The sequence below is a fragment of the Limosilactobacillus sp. genome (assembly GCF_022482365.1).
In the GTDB taxonomy this organism is placed as follows: Bacteria; Bacillota; Bacilli; order Lactobacillales; family Lactobacillaceae; genus Limosilactobacillus.
In genome coordinates this window covers 113,424-130,131 of sequence record NZ_JAKVPE010000001.1, presented here as the reverse complement: position 1 = coordinate 130,131, position 16,708 = coordinate 113,424, and the positions used below count along the sequence as shown (strand labels likewise).

Genomic DNA, 16,708 nt, shown 5'->3' with positions numbered 1-16,708 from the left:
TAATTAATCAGTAGGCAAAGCCGTGATTAATAGTTAACTACTTGACGAGCTGCTTCTTCAACTTCCTTGGCACGTGGAAGCCATACATCTTCTGCCATTGGGAATGGGTAGACAGAGTTAGGTGCAGCTACACGGGAGATAGGAGCATCCAGGTACATGATGGCACCTTCAGAAATTGCGGAAGCAACCTGGGCACCAACACCGGCCATCTTTTGAGATTCCTGAACAATTACAACGTGGTGAGTCTTCTTGATGGATTCAAAGATAGTGTCAGTGTCAAGTGGGTAGAGTGAACGAAGGTCAATAACTTCGGCAGAAATGTTGTCCTTAGCCAGCTTCTTAGCAGCCTTGACAGCTTCTGGAACCATACCACCGTAGGTAACGATCGTAACGTCATTACCTTCCTGAACAACGTTAGCCTTGTCCAACGGAACAGTGTACTTGTCGTCAGGAACTTCACCCTTAACAGAACGGTAAAGACGAAGGTTTTCAAGGAACAGAACTGGGTCGTTGTTTTCAATAGCGGAAATTACCAGACCCTTAGCATCGTAAGCAGAACTTGGGGTAACTACCCGCAGACCTGGGATACCAACGAAGAAGTTTTCAAGGTCATCCCCGTGGAGTTCAGCAGTGTGAGTACCACCACCGTAAGGAGTCCGAATGGTGATTGGCATGTTCTTGGTACCATTGTATTGGAAACGAACACGTGACATCTGTCCGGCAATGGAGTCCATTGCTTCAAAAGTGAAGCCCATGAACTGAATTTCTGGAACTGGACGCCAGCCAGTAGCAGCTAAACCAATTGACATGCCCAGGATCCCTGATTCAGCCAGTGGAGTACTGAATACACGATCTTGACCGTACTTGTCTTGTAAGCCATTGGTGGCACGGAAGACACCACCGTTCTTACCAACATCTTCACCGAAGACCAGCGTCTTTGGATCTTCAGCCAAAGCAATGTCAATACCTTCAGTAATAGCTTTGATATATGTCTTTTTAGCCATGATTACTTCGACTCCTTTGCTTCGTACTCTTTAATTTGTTCCTTGATATCTGGGGTTGGTACTTCGAAGGTCCGCTTCAACATGTCAGAAACCTTTTCTGGTTCAACAGAGTCGGCTTCCTTCATTTGCTTCTTGAAGTCTTCCTTGCATTCATCAGCGTACTTCTTCTCTTCTTCTTCAGACCAGAGACCCTTCTTGGTTAAGTACTTCCGAAGCCGAATCAGTGGGTCCTTGTCGAACCAAGGCTTTTCTTCTTCCTTGGTACGGTACCGACTAGGATCGTCACCGGCAGAACTGTGGGCACCAAACCGGTAAGTCAAGGTTTCAATCAGAACTGGGCCGTTGCCAGCAGCAGCGAATTCACGTGCTTCCTTGGCAACTTCGTAACATGCCAGTACATCCATCCCGTCGACTTGAACGCCTGGGATACCAGCAGCAACACCCTTTTGAGCAATGGTTTGAGCCTTAGTTTGAAGCTTCCGTGGGTAAGAAATAGCCCATCCGTTGTTCTGGATGATGAATACGGCAGGTGCTTGGAAGGCACCAGCAAAGTTCATCCCTTCGTAGGTGTCACCCTGTGAAGAACCACCTTCACCAGTGTAGGCATAAGCAACGGCATCCTTTTCGCCGTTCTTCTTAATACCAAGGGCAGCACCGGCCATTTCAACCATCTGAGCACCAATGATGATTTGTGGACGAAGAGCACGTGCATCAAAGAGGTTCCCCTTGATGTGACCCTTAGACCAGAGATACATTTGAGCAACAGTAGCACCGTGTTGAATTAATTGTGGTAAGTCACGGTAGGCTGGGCAAAGAAAGTCTTGCTTTTGGAATGCTGATGCAGTACCCATTTCAGAAGCTTCCTCACCCCAGGTTGGAGCATAGAACCCTAACCGTCCTTGTTGTGAGAAGCTCATCGTTTGTTCGTGCAGGGCACGTTCCCAAACCATTTTCTTCATTAAGTCTACAATTTGGTCATCAGTGAAATTAGCCATTAAGTCCTTGTTAACAACGTTTCCATCATTATCAAGAATTTGAACAGGCTTTGCGTATGCAGCGCCTTCATCGGCTTTAATCTTTGCAAAGTCAACAGCATTGGCCATTATAAAACATCCCTTTCCAAATCCAATTAACATCATGTAAGCGATTGCCTACTTACAGTTTCTAGTATAGCCGCTTTTCGATATAAAACAAGCGCTTTCATAGACTTTTTTAGCAAATTTTGCCTAAAAAGTGTTTGTGAAAAGGTTATTTTAAAACTTTCCGTAGGTTTTTACGAAAAAGAGCGATTTTAGTCAGCAATTTAACTTTAATATGATAGAATGTTTAGATAGAGTAAATTTGGAGGCGAATATTCTTGTATCTGATGAAGGATATTACCCGTGACGGTAACCCCGTTTTACGGAAACGCGCGGCCAAGGTTGAATTTCCCCTGTCAAAGGAAGACCAGGACCTGGCCAAGAACATGATGAAGTACCTGGAAGTAAGCCAGGATCCCGAGCTCTGTGAAAAGTACAAGCTGCGGGCCGGCGTTGGCCTGGCCGCCCCTCAAGTGGGGGTTTCCAAGCAGATGGCCGCCGTCTTAGTTCCACCATTGGAAGGCGATGACAAGAGCGATGGCAAGCCGCTCTTTAAGGACGTTATTATCAATCCGGTCATCGTCAGTGAATCTGTTCAGTACGCGGCACTGACCGAGGGCGAGGGCTGCCTGTCCGTTGATAAGGACGTTCCGGGCTACGTTCCCCGCCACGACCGGATTACCCTGCGCTACCAGGACGTTAATGGCGAAACCCACCAGATTCGGTTGAAGAACTATCCGGCAATCGTCTGCCAACACGAGATTGACCATCTCCACGGAATGCTCTTCTACGACCACATCAATAAGGAGCACCCATTTGAGGCGCCTGAAGATACGATTATGATTAGCTAAATAAAGTGAGTGGGAAATAACCATCAAGTGGGGCGTATGGCTAGCCTAGGACGGGAGTCGGCGCTGAAGGCGTCGGCTTTCGTCCGTAGCTAGACACTAGCCCCACGGTTATTTCCCACGTTATCTTTTTAATATTCGAAAACAAGTGAAGCTGGAGAAAATCCAAATTTTCTCCAGCTTCATTGTTTATTTACTATGCCGGTTCAGGCGCTTCAGGTCACTGACGTATTCCACCGTTGACTCGTTCAGCAGGTAGGCCACGTCGATGTGCAAAACTCCCTCGTATTCCCACCAGTCGGTTACTACGAAGACCGGTCGCTCCGGCTTGAAAGCGGTCAGTCCCTCTTGCTTGGCGTAGTCGGCCAGTTCGCTTGTCAGTTGGTCCTTATCAAGGGTTTGCCCCAGCTGGCGGTAGTCGAAATGATATTCAAAGGCCAGGACACCCTTGCCCCAAACGTCAGCCACCAGTTCAGAAGTCAGCTGCCGGTCCCAGCCCAGCAGCTTCTGCAAGCTGTGGTTGACCGCCGCATCGGTGACGTGCTGGGCCCGGTTGCGCAGCATCAAGGTCGCCCGGTTAATCAGAATCCGGTGAATTGCCACGTACAACGCCAGGACGATTAGGATTGCCACTACACATATCCAAAATAGTCGCATTTTCTCCACCTCATTTGGTATAATATCTGTTTTAATGATACCATGTTAGGAAATTCTAAGACAGCATTGATTAGTTGTGCTAGAATAGGTAGAGTAATTAATTTCGACAATAAGGAGTTTTGAACAGTATGACTTTTAAGGTATACTACCAACCGGACAAAACCAAGCGGCCCGTCCGTGAAAACACTCAATCATTATTCATCGAAGCCGACTCTGAAGCCGAGGCACTTCTGATGGTTGAGCACAACACCGATTACATGATCGAGTACGTTGAACAGTTGGACGACAAGGCCCTCGCTTACGAAAAGCAAAATCCTAATTTTAAGATGACAACATTTGACGAGAAGTAATAATGTTGGTTTAGGAGGCTGGGAATTGACCCGGCCTCTTTGTTGTTATATAGCTATAAATGCTACAGCGCGGTAGCCGGTTAAGTGTTCCGGGCGTTGATAAATCAACGCCCGGAACACTTAACCGGCCTCACGGGGGTGGGAAGACGAACTCGCAAGCGAGTTCTGTCCCACTCCCCCTTCGCTTATTTACCAAAGGAAGAATAACGATGCATTATTCAATAATCATTAATCCAACCGCGGGAAACGGCTATGCCAAGGAGGCTTGGCCGGCCATTCAACATGAGCTCGACAGTTCTCAGGTGGACTACCACCACCAATTTACCAAGTACGCCGGCCACGCTACCTACCTCGCCACCAAGCTGGCCCAATCCCAAATGTCTCAGGAAACAACGGTCGTGATCGCCATGGGTGGTGATGGCACCCTCCACGAGGTCCTAAACGGCCTGATCAAGGGAGCACCGAACCGGCCGCTGCCCCTCGCCTACATCCCGGCTGGCACCGGCAACGACTTTGCCCGCGCCTACGGGATCTCCCTGGACCCGCGCACGGCCCTGCGTCAAATTATGGATGCCGACCAGACGCGGACCATCAACATCGGCCACTACCGCGACGCCATCAAGAAGACGGATCATTACTTCCTGAACAACGTTGGGATCGGCTTCGATGCCGCCATCGTCAGTCGGACCAATTCTTCTAAGGCCAAGCGGAAGCTAAACCGCCATCACCAGCTGGGCCACTTTGCCTATGCCTCCCAGGCCCTGGCGGTACTCTACAACCAGGCCCCCTTCTCCTTGATGGCCCAGGGTGAGCACGGCCGGGAGTTCTTCGAGAAGGCCTACATCGCTGTGGTCACCAACCATCCCTACATCGGTGGCGGCTTTCAAATTGCTCCCACTGCCAGCCTCGATCAGGACGGCCTCGACCTCGTGATCGCCGAGCGCCGCAGCTGGCCAACCACCTTCTGGCAACTGATCCAGCTCGCGCACGGGAAATTGATGGACTCGCGCCTGGCCAATCACTACCACGGCCGTCGCTTCCACGTGACGACCACCTCGCTCGAGTTTGGCCAGGTCGACGGCGAGGAGATGGGCAACCAGTTCATGGACCTCACCATGTCAACGGCCACCTACCCCTTCCGCCAGCAATCACTAACTGAAAATCAAAAAGACTGATGAGCATTTCGTTCATCAGTCTTTTTTGATTTTCAATCTTTAATTTATTTGGTAGATTATAGAATGAAGTTAGCCACCCAGTTGGTGGTAAATAAAAAACGCCATTCGGCGTGACATCAGGTATCATATTAAGTGAACCAAACCTATATGAAAGGATGTCCGTCAAATGACGCACTTAAATGATACCATGTCTACTATTTTATTGACTACTCATAAAAAGAATGCTCATCTTACTAAAGAAGAACGTGTGATGATTGCGACTTTAAAGTCGCAAGGACTTTCCAATCGCGCAATTGGTCGCCAATTAGGAGTTAATCATCAAACAATTAATAACGAGCTCAACCGTGGTACGGTCCGCCAACTTCGTCGTCAAAAATCTAATGGTAAGATTTACGAATATTCTTACTACATCTATAGTTATGAAGCTGGTCAGGCCACATATCTTGAACATCACCGCCATTCTGGTCGTCGTCGCTTATATTATTCTTCAAAGCAATTTTTACGATTAGCTGATCAGCTAATGCTTGGTGAGTTTGACGACCACCATTACTCCCCACAAGCGGTTATTTATAAGGCTCGAGATTTAATGAATGATGGCACCCTGATCCCAAAGTCGGTTGTAACTTTATATCAATGGATTAATGAGGGTGTGCTTCGTACGTCCAATTTAGACCTCTTTGAAAAACCTAAACGTAAGCATCATCAAACTCATCCGCAAGCTAAAAGGTGCTTAGGGCCTAATATTGCTCAACGACCTCAAACTGCGGACCAACGGTCCGAAATTGGCCATTGGGAACTGGATACAGTTCAGGGACAGAAAAACGGTAATGACAGTGTTGTACTAGTAATGACTGATCGCCTTTCACGAGTTAATATCACGAGTAAAATTGCTGGTAAAACTGCGCATGCAGTAAATCAGTTCTTTATAAATTTGCGCCAGAAAATGGGCACAGATGCTTACTATCGCATTTTTAAGACAATAACCTCTGACAACGGTTCAGAATTTAGTGAGTTAACACAAGTTCACGATCATGTTTTCTATGCTGATCCGTATTCCCCTTGGGAACGTGGATCCAATGAGATCAATAACCGGTTTCTCCGCAAGGAGATTACCAAAGGTGAAGCTATAAATAACTATAGTAGTGCTCAGATCATAGCGACTAATGATTGGATGAATCACTATCCACGAGCTATGTTTAATGGACATTCGTCAATGGATATCTATCGTAAGGCCTTCTACCAAGAGATATCACAGCTCCATCAACCAATAATCAATTGGTCAGTATTATTTATTTGAGTCCAGTGGCTAACTTATTCTTGAAATTTAGGTCTTTAATTTATTTAACCGTACCGGCAAAGCTTGGCATGAAGTAGCTGCTGATCGTGTAGGTCGAAACGTTCGTCCCTGGCTTAGCAGCCGCAACGTATTGATTATTGCCAATGTAAATTGCGGAGTGGTAGGTAGCACCATGCTGGCCCCAGAAGAGAATGTCCCCGGCCTGGGCCTGGCTGACGGAGTGCTGGTTAACGCAGCTCTCCAGTGCCACCGTGTTGTGCGGCAGCTGCTTGCCTTCGGCGTTCTTGTAGACATAATCGACCAAGCCGGAGCAATCCATCCCGCTCAGTGAGGATCCACCCCAGACGTACGGAACGCTGTTGCTGTTGGCAATCTTCGTGGCCAGGCTAACCACTGAACCAGATTGCAGATTGCTGTTCGTCGTACTCTGCGTCTGGCTAGCGTTCGTCGTTGCTGGTGCTTGGGATTGAGCCTGACTTGTGGTGCTCGTCTGTGCCTGACCGCTAGCTTGGTTTGACTGCGTCTGGCTATTGGCAGCGGCCGTCTGTTGCTGACTAGATGAGGCAGCCACCGCGCCGTTAGCCGTAGCAGCGCTCGTTCCCTGGTAATTGGTCGTCACGTTTGCCGTAGAAGCGACCGCGGAAACTTGTGCAGTCTGGGACTGGTAGGCGGCGCTTTGTGGCTGGGCGGTTGATGCAGCCGCACTGGTCTGGCTTGGCTGCGTGCTCGTTGCGACGGCGCTCGAACTAGCCTGGCTGGCAACGGTAGACACGCTGCTCGTTGTCACGTTGTTGGCGCTCGGTGCATTGACCGTAGCGGTGGTGTTAACGGCGGCAGCGGTGCTCATCTGGGTGCTTGGATCAGAAGAAGGCGTGGCACTGTTGACGGGAGCACTGGAAACCGCTGTCTGCGTCGTGCTGGTCACCGGCGCGGTTTCGACCGGCTGGCTAACCGTGCTCGTTGGGGTGGTCGTCGTTGCCTGCTGGGCGCTTGGCGTTGTCAGAACGGCCGTCGCCTGGGAACCATCAACCAGCAGCCGCTGACCGATGTAGAGCTGGTCGCTCGTCAGGCCATTCAATGCCTTCAGCGTGCTGACGGAAATGTTAAAGTGTTCGGCAATCTTGCTGAGGGTGTCGCCCGGCGCAACGGTGTAGTAGCCGCTGGCATCCGCATCAGCCATCGTCGAGGCGGTCGAATCATTGCCCGGCAGCTGCAGGCGCTGACCCGCATAGATCAGGTCAACACTGTTGCTGGCCTTCTTAATTGCTCCACCGTTGGCATCTTCCACTGCCTTAACGGTTGTCTTATTCTCCTGAGCGATCTTCCAAACAGTGTCGCCCGCCTTCACGAGGACACTGTTGGCACTGGCGATCTGGGTTGAAACGGCTAGCGCCCCCACTGTCCCTAACGTTCCCGCCAGAAGATGACGGGCCACAGATCGATGGTGCACACGTTTAACCATCCGCAAGACTTCCCTTCAAAATTAAAATTCTTATACATCAATTACATCAATAGTTAAGTATACAGTATTAACTTTACCATTTTTTAATAAACTAGTATAGCGAACGTATGGTTTTTGCTAACAAATAAGCGGGAAATTCATGGCACTGACGCCGGACTTCCCGCTTTTTTGTTGATTGTTAAAGAATATTTTCCAAGCCAACCACTAATTCGTTCAGGTTGCCAACCTTTTCCAGAGCCACCTTGACCCCGCTCATGAAGGACTGACGGTCAAAGGAGTCCTGACGAATCGTCAGCGCCTCCCCAGCACCCCCGAAGAGCACCTGCTCGTGGGCGATGTAGCCCGGCAGGCGGACGGAATGGATCTTGATCCCGTGGTAGTCACCACCGCGCACGCCATCCAGGCTCTCCGTTTCATCCGGATTAGTCTCGTGATCTTCCCGCACTTCAGCAATCAGCTTGGCCGTACTCAGCGCCGTGCCCGATGGTGCATCCTTCTTGTCGGCGTGGTGCATTTCGATCACCTCGACATCCGGGAAGTAGGCCGCGGCTTCCTTGGCAAACTTCATCAAGAGGACCGCTGACATCCCAAAGTTCGGGGCGATCAAGCCGCCAAGCTGCTTCTCCTTGCTCAGCTGAATCAGCTCGGCCTCCTGGACGTCGGTCAGGCCGGTCGTGCCGACGATCGGGGCAAAGCCGTGCTGGAGGGCAAACTTGACGTTCGGGTAAACGGCATCCGGCAGGGTGAAGTCCACCCAGATGTCGGCCACGCCGTCCTCAATCTCAGCCAGCTGGTGGTAGACCTTGACCGCCGCACCCAGCTGATACTGTTGCTTTTCTTCGTCCGCCAGGTGGGGGGCCAGGACGGCGGTGAGCTCGAAGTCGGCCAGTGAGTTGACCAGGGCCACCGCCTTTTGCCCCATCGCACCGGCCGCACCGGCAATTAATACTTTTTGCATCTTGCTGGCCTCCTTACAGGTTGTCCGGCAGGTCCTGGGCATTCAGCGAACCAGTCGGCAGCTCCAGGGCCGTCTCCAGGGCGCCCTTTTCCTCATCGTTTAAGGACAGGATTGGCAGCCGGCAGCCACCAACCGCGTAGCCCTGGGCATTCAGGACCGCCTTGACTGGTGACGGTGACGGATACATGAAGAGAGCCGCCATCTTTGGCGTCAGCAGGCGCTGCAGCTGGGCCGCCTTCTGGTAGTTGCCGGAGTACAGTTGGTCGTACATCTGGCGCATTTCCTGGGCGTAGCAGTGGGAGGCCACGGAGATGACCCCGTTGGCACCGAGAACCCGGGCGGTCAGAGCCTGAGCATCCTCACCACTGAAGATGGCGAAATCATCGGCGGCGTGTTCAATGATGTATTCCATTTCCTCCAGGGAGGCACACTGCTTAACCCCGGCGATGTTTGGGTTGTGTGACAATTCGACCACGGTTGCGGCATCCATCTTGACCCCGGTCCGGCCCGGGATGTTATAGATGATAATTGGGATGTTGACCTGGTCGGCAACGGCGGTGAAGTGGGCGATCATCCCCCGCTGGTTCGGCTTGTTGTATGGCGGCACAACGACCAGGGCGTAGTCCACCCCGTCAATCTGAGCCACCTCGTTGGTGAAATCGATCGTCTCCTGGGTGTTGTTGCTCCCGGTCCCGGCAATCACCGGGAAGCGGCCGTCAATGATCTGGCCGAAGTGACGGTAGAGTTCCAGCTTTTCGTCGTGGGACAAAGTTGGCGTCTCACCGGTGGTCCCACCGATGACGAAACCGTTGCTCCCCTGGGCGATCAGGTGGTTGGTCAGCTTCTCCAGGCTGGCGAAGTCGAGTTCGTTCTGGTCATTAAATGGGGTCACGATTGCGGTCAGTAAATCAGCATTTTGTAAGCTTGTCATAATTTAATTCCTCCAATTAATTCTCTTGCATCCGATGGGTCAAAAAGCCGGTGATGGCGTCGACGCCCTTCTGAATGGCACTCTCCTTGGGCGTCAAGGTGGCGGAGTGCAACTGGGAGTCGTCGTCAACCCCCAGCCAGAACATCGTCCCCGGGAACTGGGCCAACAGGAAGCCGAAGTCCTCACCGGTCATCGCCGACGCGGTCTCAATAAAGTTCACGTCCGGAGCCTGCTGCATGTAGTCAATGAAGTTCTTCGTCAGGGCCGGGTTGTTTTCCACCGGCCAGTAGCCACCCTGATTGAGCTCTAGTTTGACCTCCATGTTAAAGCTGGCGCCGATCCCCTTACAGATCTCCTCTAAGCGGTGGTCAATTTTTTGAATCATCGTCTGGGTCAGCCCGCGGATCGTCCCCTCAATCCGGGTGTGGCCGGCAATGACGTTGCGAATGCTGCCACCCTGGATCTTGCCGAGGGTGATCACCCCGCTCTGGATCGGGTCAATACTCCGCGAGATGACGGTTTGGACCTGCATGATCAGGCTGGCGGCCGCCACCACCGTATCGTTGGCGTCCTGCGGGTAGGCGGCGTGCCCGCCCTTCCCCTCGAGGTCGATGTTGACCTCGGTAGTCCCGGCAAAGAGCGTTCCCATTCGGCAGCCGATCGCTCCGGCTGGCAAGTCGGGGTTATCGTGCAGGCCGTAGAATTCGTCCGGGCGCCACTTGCCGGTAAAGACGCCGTCCTCATAGGCCCGCTTGCCGCCGTAGTCGCTCTCCTCCGCCGGCTGGAAGAAGAAGAGCAGGTTGTCCTTGGGCTGGTGGTCGCTAAAGTAGCTCAGCACCCCCAGGGCGACGGTCATGTGGATGTCGTGCCCACAGGCGTGCATGACGCCCGGATGGTGAGAGGCATAGGGCAGCCCGGTCTGTTCCTCCACCGGCAGGGCATCGATGTCGGTCCGGTAGCCGATCGTTCGTTGCGGGGCGCTCCCGTGAACCAGGACCAGGATCGCGGTTGGCAGCTTTTCCGGCACCAGGATTTCCAGGCGGTCCTGATTAAATCCGTGAATAACTTTTAATAGGTAGTCATGGGTTTGAAACTCATGCAGGGCCAGCTCGGGAATCTCGTGCAGGTGGCGCCGGACCTGGATTAGTTGTTCTTCAGTCAGCATGACCGTCCCTCCTTAGAGCTTGCGCAGGTCATCTTCCAGGCCGGTCTTGCTCTTGGTCTGATCGTCGACGTTCTTGATGAACTTGGCGGGAACCCCGGCCACCATCGTGTGGGGAGCGACGTCCTGGGTGACGATTGCCCCGGCCGCCACGACGGCACCCTCGCCGACGTGGACGCCCTCGATCACGACCGCGTTGGCCCCGATCAGGACGTTGTCGTCAATCCGGACCGGCTGAGCGGAAGCGGGTTCTACCACCCCGGCCAGGACGGTTCCGGCACCGATGTGACAGTGCTTGCCGACGATTGCCCGGCCACCGAGGATGGCGCCCATGTCGATCATCGAGTCCGCACCGATCTCGGCACCAATGTTGATCGTCGCCCCCATCATGATGACGGCATTGTCACCGATCAGAACCTTGTCACGGATGATGGCGCCAGGTTCGATCCGGGCATTAATCCCCTTCAGATCAAGCAATGGCACGGCAGAATTGCGGGCGCTGTTTTCAATCCGGTAGTTGTCAATCACGTCCTGGTGCTGGTCGAGGAAGGGCTTGACGTCCGCCCAGTCGCCAAAGATGACCCCGCTGTGTGCTTCGGTAAAGTCATCGATTTGATCCGGGAAGGTCAGACCTGCCAAGTCCCCCTTCAGGTAAACCTTAACCGGGGTCTTCTTCGGGGCGTTGCCGATGTAGTTGATAATTGCTTGTGCGTCTAATTCTGCCATAATCAAAACTTCTTTCTACATATTAATAGGATTACAAATTACTGGGCGCGATAGGGACGGTCGAGGTGAACCAGGTCATCCAGGCTTTCCCGTTCGATCACAACCTGGGATTGACCGTTTTCGGCAAAGACCACCGCCGGCCGCGGATTGCGATTGTAGTTGGAGGCCATTGAATAACCGTAGGCCCCGGTGTCGAGCATTGCCAGGACATCCCCGGGCTTGGTTGCCGGCAGGCCCTGATCCTGACTCAGGATGTCGCCGGATTCGCAGTACTTGCCGGCCAGGCGAACGTGCTCCTTGATCGGGGCGTGGGGATCGCTGGCGAGGACCGTTTCGTACTCGGCCTGGTAGAGGGCGGGACGAATGTTGTCGCCCATCCCACCGTCAACGGTCACGTACGGCTTGAGCCCCGGCACGTCCTTGCGGGAACCAACCGTGTAGAGGTTGTAGCCGGCCGGGCCGACGATCGAGCGACCCGGTTCAATCCAGATGGCCGGCATCGCCAGGTCGGTCGAAGCAATCGCCTGCTTGATGGCCTTGATGATCGCGTCCACGAAGTCTTCCGGCATCAGTGGGTGATCGCCGCTGACGTAGCGGATCCCGAAGCCCCCGCCGACATTGATTACCCGCGCTTGATAACCATACTTTTCTTGCCAGTGGCTGGCAACTTCGACCAGCTTGTTGGCCACCCCTTCAAAGCCGGCCAGTTCAAAGATCTGCGAACCGATGTGGGCATGGAGCCCTTCCATTTCCATCCGCGGGTTGGCCAGCACCTTTTCCAGGGCCAGGTCGGCTTGGCCTGATGCGAGGTCAAAGCCAAACTTGCTGTCCACCTGACCGGTCTGGATGTACTTGTTCGTGTGGGCGGAAATTCCGGGCGTGATCCGCAACATCACCTTGATCTTGGCGTCCGCCTCTTCCAGGAGGTCCGCCAGCAGGTCGATCTCGTGGAAATTGTCCAGCATGATCACACCGACATGGTGGCGGATCGCCATCGCAAGCTCTTCTCTCGACTTGTTATTGCCGTGGAAGCTGACCCGCTCCATCGGGAAGCCGGCCTTGATCGCCGTGTAGAGTTCCCCGGCCGAAACGACGTCCACGTGGGCGCCCTCTGCTGCCGCCACCTGGTAGATGGCGACCGCCGCGAAGGCCTTGCTGGCGTAGCTGACCGCGTAGTCAACATCATTTTTTTCAAAGACCTTGCGGAAACGGCGGATCTGATCACGAATCTTGGCAACATCGTAGACCACCAGCGGCGTCCCATATTGCTTAGCCAACTCAATCGTGTCACAGCCCCCGACCGTCAGATGCCCGGCCGCATTAATCTCTTGCTCACTAATCTGCTCATTCATCTGCTATTCCCTCCATTGCTTTGCGTGGGGAATCGACTGTAAAAAAAGATCCACTGTCTGCGCAAACAAACAGTGGATTGTTAATTATCCATTTAATTTGTCGATAGCGCAACGCAGGCTGATTATGTGTCCTGCGACAGTCCGTGACTTATTAGGCCACGCCCCAGCCAACCTAGCCCTGCCAGACTAAGCGCTTCGGCAGCCGCCCTGTTCGGCAATCATCCTTGCGTGGCTGGCTCCGATTGCTTACTAGTGTTGGCTGCGCCTCTTCGATTTATGTTTATAGCTTATACCAAATAATGAGAAAGTCAAGCGGGTAAATTAATTTTTCACAAATTAAATGAGTTGCTTATATGAAGTAAAACGTTATTCTATCGGGTTGATGAAATAAAACGGCTTGCTTATTTTAAGTTCCATGTTAAAATTCGGTTAAAATAATTTAGCAATAATTAGTAAGTCTAATTATCGCTCGCAAGGAGTCCTTAGCAATGAAAGTAGTAAAATTCGGTGGCAGCTCCCTGGCCGACGGGGAGACCTTTGCCCAGGCAATCAAAATCATCACGGCCGATCCCGAACGACGGGTGATCGTCACCTCCGCCCCCGGCAAGCGGACCCCCGATGACATCAAGGTGACCGACCTGCTGATCGAATACGCCCACCGGGTCATCAACAAGCAGCCCTACGACGACGTTCTCACCCAAATCATCAGCCGTTATCAGGCGATCGCCAAGTATTTCAACCTGCCCACTGAAAAACTAGCCGACCTGATCCAACGCCTCCACGACCTACCCGCCGGCAAGTACCCGAACAACCACTACCTGATGGCCGCCTTCAAGGCCCATGGGGAGCGGTCCAACGCCATGCTGATGGCGGCCGTCTTGAACCACCTTGGCTACGAGGCCCGCTTCGTGACGCCGACCGAGGCCGGGATCCGGGTTACCGGGACGCCCAATAACGCCAACGTCATCCCCGAAACCTACAGCCTGCTGGACCACTTCACGGCCAAGCAAAGCGAACTGCTCGTCTTCCCCGGCTTCTACGGGATCACCCTGGCCGGACACATCGCCACCTTCTCCCGCGGCGGCTCCGACATCACCGGGGCAATCCTGGCCCGCGGGCTCCACGCCGACCTCTACGAAAACTTCACTGACGTCGACGCCATCTACTCGGCCAACCCAAACGTCATCGACGACCCTGAGCCGATCGCCAAGATGACCTACCGTGAGATGCGGGAGCTCTCCTACGCAGGCTTCTCCGTCTTCCACGACGAGGCCCTGATTCCAGCCATTCAAGGCAACGTGCCGATCAACGTCAAGAACACCCAGCACCCGGAAAAGCCGGGAACGCTGATCGTGCCGGACAAGAACTTCCAACCCCGCGACATCGTCACCGGGATCGTCAGCGGCAAGCACTTCGCCGCCCTTTACCTGCACAAGTACCTGTTGAACAAGCAGATCGGTTTCACCCTGCGGATCCTACAAATCCTGGCCAAGCACGGCATCTCCTACGAACACATGCCGTCCGGGATCGATGACATCACGATCATCCTCGACCGTGACCAAATCAATGATCAGCTGATCGACGAAGTCAGCAACGAGATCCAGGAAACCGTCAACCCCGACCACCTCGAATGGATCGACAACTACGCGATCACGATGGTCGTCGGCGAGGGCATGCGCAACCGGGTCGGGGTCATCAATGATATTCTGGAGCCGCTGGCCAAGAACCACATCGCCGTGCCGATGATCAACCAGGGGGCCTCCCGGATCTCAATCATGATCGGGACCTTCGACAAGGACGCCGATAACGCCGTCCGCGCCATCTACCACCGTTTCTTCGCCAACTAAGGAGGAATTTTCTATGCCAACCCTATTGAAAGTCCATGGTTCAGCCAACCAATTCTTCATCCTCGACCAAACCACCTTAAAACAGCCCCTGACCGACGCCGAGCTCGCCGCCCTGGCACAGCAGCTCACCGATCCCCAGGAGGGCCTCCTCGGCGGTGCCGATGGGCTGCTGGTCGTCAATAAGCCGACCCGCCCCGGTTCACAGGCCCAGATGCGGGTCATCAACGCCGACGGGAGCGAGGCCACGATGTGCGGGAACGGACTGCGGACCGTGGCCCGTTACGTGGCGGAACGGGACGGCCTGGAGCACTTTGCCGTCGACACCCTGGACGCCAGTCTCCAGGTGCGCCGCCAGCCCGACCTGGCCACCGGCGTGCCCGCCTTTGCCGTCGAGATCTCGCCGGTCCGCTTCAACCGGGAGGCCCTGCCGTATGAAAAGCTTGGTCACGACCGCCTGCTTGGCACCCCGGTTCCCGAAATCTGGCCCCAGCTGACCTTCTCCGCCATCGCGGTGCCGAACCCGCACCTGATCTCCTTTGTCGACCGGCCCGCCCTGCAGGATGACGTTCTCGGCGTGATTGGGAAACGGCTCAACGGGACGAACCCCTACTTCACCGACGGGGTCAACGTCAACTTTGCCCACATCCTGGGGCAGAACCAATTATTCGTCCGGACCTATGAACGGGGCGTCGGCTTTACCAACGCCTGCGGGACCGGGATGTCGGCCACCAGCCTGGCCTTCGTCCTCCTTCATCCCGACCAGGCCAGCTTCGACCAGCCGATCGACGTCTTCAATCCGGGCGGCAAGGTCCGCACCATCATCCACTACGAAGATCAGCACTACTGGATCGAGCTGATCGGCAACGCCACCTTCACGGAAAGGATCACGGTGGACGAGGCCAGCTTGCACCAGGCAAACGTCAAGCCAGCACAGGTCCAGATCGAAAGCACCGGTGAACAGGCCGCCTACCAGAATTTCGTCAACCAGCTCCCCCACTTTGACCTGGTCGATTAGTTCTTCATCAATCTCAATGGTATTCAAAAAGTCATCGAAACCGCATTTTGCGTGTTTCGGTGGCTTTATTAATTTATCGCATTGAAACTATCCCCATGGTAGCAACGAAGATCCCCATGAAGAGCTTGACCAGAAAGGCCCGGGACGGCTTGTTGGTCAGCCAGATGATCACGGTTGGGGCGAGCACGGCCCCGGCCAGGGAACCCGCAATCAGCCCACCGGCCGCCTGCCAGTCAACGTTGCCCCCGGTGAGGTGCAGCAGGGCGCCGACGATCGACATGCCGACCAGCACGTAGGACGAGGTCGCCGAGGCGTTCTTCATCGGCACGCCAAGGATCAGCAGCCCGGCCGTGATTGGTCCCCCGCCGCTCAGGCCCGCGATGCCGACCATCAGGCCACCGAGGATCCCATAGAGGACGCTGGCCAGCCTTGGCGACAGGTGACGGTGCTTGCTGGGACGGTTGTGGTAGAGCTGATAAATGATCTGCAGGCCCAGAGCGACCAGGATCAGCCCGATCACGACCTTATAGATCTGCTGTGGGATGAGGGGCGAGATGAAAAAGCCGACGAAAATGCTTGGGATGGCTGCCAACATCATCCGACTCCCCAGTTTAAAATCGATCAGGCCCTTCCGGTAGTAGGACCAGGCACCGATCACCAGGGCCGGTAGCGCCGTCACAATTGAGGTCGCTGCCGCCGCGGCAGGAGCGAGGCGAAAGATCCCGGTCAAGACGCCGAGGTAGATCGCTCCCCCACCCCCGCCGAGCGAGATCACAAAGATTCCGACGAGAAAGCCAATTAAGATTAACGAAAGCAGCTGCAGCAATTTTCCTTCCCCTTTTCAA

The 16,708-nt window shown here is 54.1% G+C and carries 16 protein-coding genes and 1 riboswitch; of the genes, 6 read left to right on the top strand and 10 right to left on the bottom strand.

All coding sequences use genetic code 11. The features are described from left to right. Window positions 1-26 precede the first annotated feature (26 nt). Both LKE23_RS00600 and pdhA read right to left on the bottom strand, forming a co-directional pair. A complete protein-coding gene (locus LKE23_RS00600) occupies window positions 27-1,004 on the bottom strand; it encodes an alpha-ketoacid dehydrogenase subunit beta (protein WP_291977546.1) in 978 nt (325 codons plus the stop codon). A 2-nt stretch (window positions 1,005-1,006) separates the two neighbouring features. Beyond that, complete coding sequence (pdhA, locus tag LKE23_RS00595) at window positions 1,007-2,107, bottom strand: pyruvate dehydrogenase (acetyl-transferring) E1 component subunit alpha (protein WP_267201375.1); 1,101 nt, start codon at window positions 2,105-2,107, stop codon at window positions 1,007-1,009. Between the two features lie 254 nt (window positions 2,108-2,361). On the opposite strand from pdhA, the gene def reads away from it, so the two are divergent. Then, complete coding sequence (gene def / locus LKE23_RS00590; protein WP_291977543.1) at window positions 2,362-2,934, top strand: peptide deformylase; 573 nt, start codon at window positions 2,362-2,364, stop codon at window positions 2,932-2,934. 186 nt (window positions 2,935-3,120) lie between these two features. On the opposite strand, the gene LKE23_RS00585 is transcribed toward def, so the two are convergent. Further along, window positions 3,121-3,588 (bottom strand): hypothetical protein, encoded by a 468-nt coding sequence (locus LKE23_RS00585; protein ID WP_291977541.1) that lies wholly within the window; start codon window positions 3,586-3,588, stop codon window positions 3,121-3,123. A 128-nt stretch (window positions 3,589-3,716) separates the two neighbouring features. Between LKE23_RS00585 and LKE23_RS00580 the strand changes: the two genes are divergently transcribed. The 3 genes from LKE23_RS00580 to LKE23_RS00570 all read left to right on the top strand — a co-directional run bounded on the left by LKE23_RS00580 (window position 3,717) and on the right by LKE23_RS00570 (window position 6,410). Beyond that, window positions 3,717-3,938, top strand: a complete 222-nt coding sequence (locus tag LKE23_RS00580; protein ID WP_267201379.1) for a DNA-directed RNA polymerase subunit epsilon — start codon at window positions 3,717-3,719, stop codon at window positions 3,936-3,938. Window positions 3,939-4,147: 209 nt separating this feature from the next. Then, complete coding sequence (locus LKE23_RS00575; protein WP_291977536.1) at window positions 4,148-5,113, top strand: diacylglycerol/lipid kinase family protein; 966 nt, start codon at window positions 4,148-4,150, stop codon at window positions 5,111-5,113. A gap of 166 nt (window positions 5,114-5,279) precedes the next feature. Then, window positions 5,280-6,410: an IS30 family transposase gene (locus LKE23_RS00570; RefSeq protein WP_291976173.1), complete on the top strand. Its 1,131-nt coding sequence runs from the start codon at window positions 5,280-5,282 to the stop codon at window positions 6,408-6,410. 40 nt (window positions 6,411-6,450) lie between these two features. Here the strand turns inward: LKE23_RS00570 and LKE23_RS00565 are convergent, their stop codons facing one another. The 6 genes from LKE23_RS00565 to lysA all read right to left on the bottom strand — a co-directional run bounded on the left by LKE23_RS00565 (window position 6,451) and on the right by lysA (window position 13,001). Beyond that, a complete protein-coding gene (locus LKE23_RS00565; RefSeq protein ID WP_291977534.1) occupies window positions 6,451-7,872 on the bottom strand; it encodes a C40 family peptidase in 1,422 nt (473 codons plus the stop codon). A gap of 178 nt (window positions 7,873-8,050) precedes the next feature. Next, a complete protein-coding gene (gene dapB / locus LKE23_RS00560; protein WP_291977532.1) occupies window positions 8,051-8,830 on the bottom strand; it encodes a 4-hydroxy-tetrahydrodipicolinate reductase in 780 nt (259 codons plus the stop codon). A gap of 13 nt (window positions 8,831-8,843) precedes the next feature. Next, a complete protein-coding gene (gene dapA, locus LKE23_RS00555; RefSeq protein ID WP_291977530.1) occupies window positions 8,844-9,761 on the bottom strand; it encodes a 4-hydroxy-tetrahydrodipicolinate synthase in 918 nt (305 codons plus the stop codon). 16 nt (window positions 9,762-9,777) lie between these two features. Then, window positions 9,778-10,926: an N-acetyldiaminopimelate deacetylase gene (locus LKE23_RS00550; protein ID WP_291977528.1), complete on the bottom strand. Its 1,149-nt coding sequence runs from the start codon at window positions 10,924-10,926 to the stop codon at window positions 9,778-9,780. A gap of 12 nt (window positions 10,927-10,938) precedes the next feature. Further along, complete coding sequence (dapD, locus tag LKE23_RS00545; protein WP_291977526.1) at window positions 10,939-11,649, bottom strand: 2,3,4,5-tetrahydropyridine-2,6-dicarboxylate N-acetyltransferase; 711 nt, start codon at window positions 11,647-11,649, stop codon at window positions 10,939-10,941. Between the two features lie 38 nt (window positions 11,650-11,687). Next, the gene (gene lysA / locus LKE23_RS00540) at window positions 11,688-13,001 is read right to left on the bottom strand and encodes a diaminopimelate decarboxylase (protein ID WP_291977525.1); all 1,314 of its coding nucleotides are present in this window, start codon (window positions 12,999-13,001) and stop codon (window positions 11,688-11,690) included. A 95-nt stretch (window positions 13,002-13,096) separates the two neighbouring features. Continuing rightward, window positions 13,097-13,279: riboswitch (Lysine riboswitch) on the bottom strand. Window positions 13,280-13,489: 210 nt separating this feature from the next. Here lysA and LKE23_RS00535 point away from each other — a divergent pair. Both LKE23_RS00535 and dapF read left to right on the top strand, forming a co-directional pair. After that, entirely contained in the window at window positions 13,490-14,848 is a 1,359-nt protein-coding gene (locus LKE23_RS00535) for an aspartate kinase (RefSeq protein WP_291977523.1), read from the top strand. 13 nt (window positions 14,849-14,861) lie between these two features. Next, on the top strand, window positions 14,862-15,863 hold the full coding sequence (gene dapF / locus LKE23_RS00530; RefSeq protein ID WP_291977521.1) for a diaminopimelate epimerase: 1,002 nt from the start codon (window positions 14,862-14,864) through the stop codon (window positions 15,861-15,863). Window positions 15,864-15,936: 73 nt separating this feature from the next. Here the strand turns inward: dapF and LKE23_RS00525 are convergent, their stop codons facing one another. Further along, window positions 15,937-16,689: a sulfite exporter TauE/SafE family protein gene (locus tag LKE23_RS00525; RefSeq protein WP_291977519.1), complete on the bottom strand. Its 753-nt coding sequence runs from the start codon at window positions 16,687-16,689 to the stop codon at window positions 15,937-15,939. Window positions 16,690-16,708: the final 19 nt, after the last annotated feature.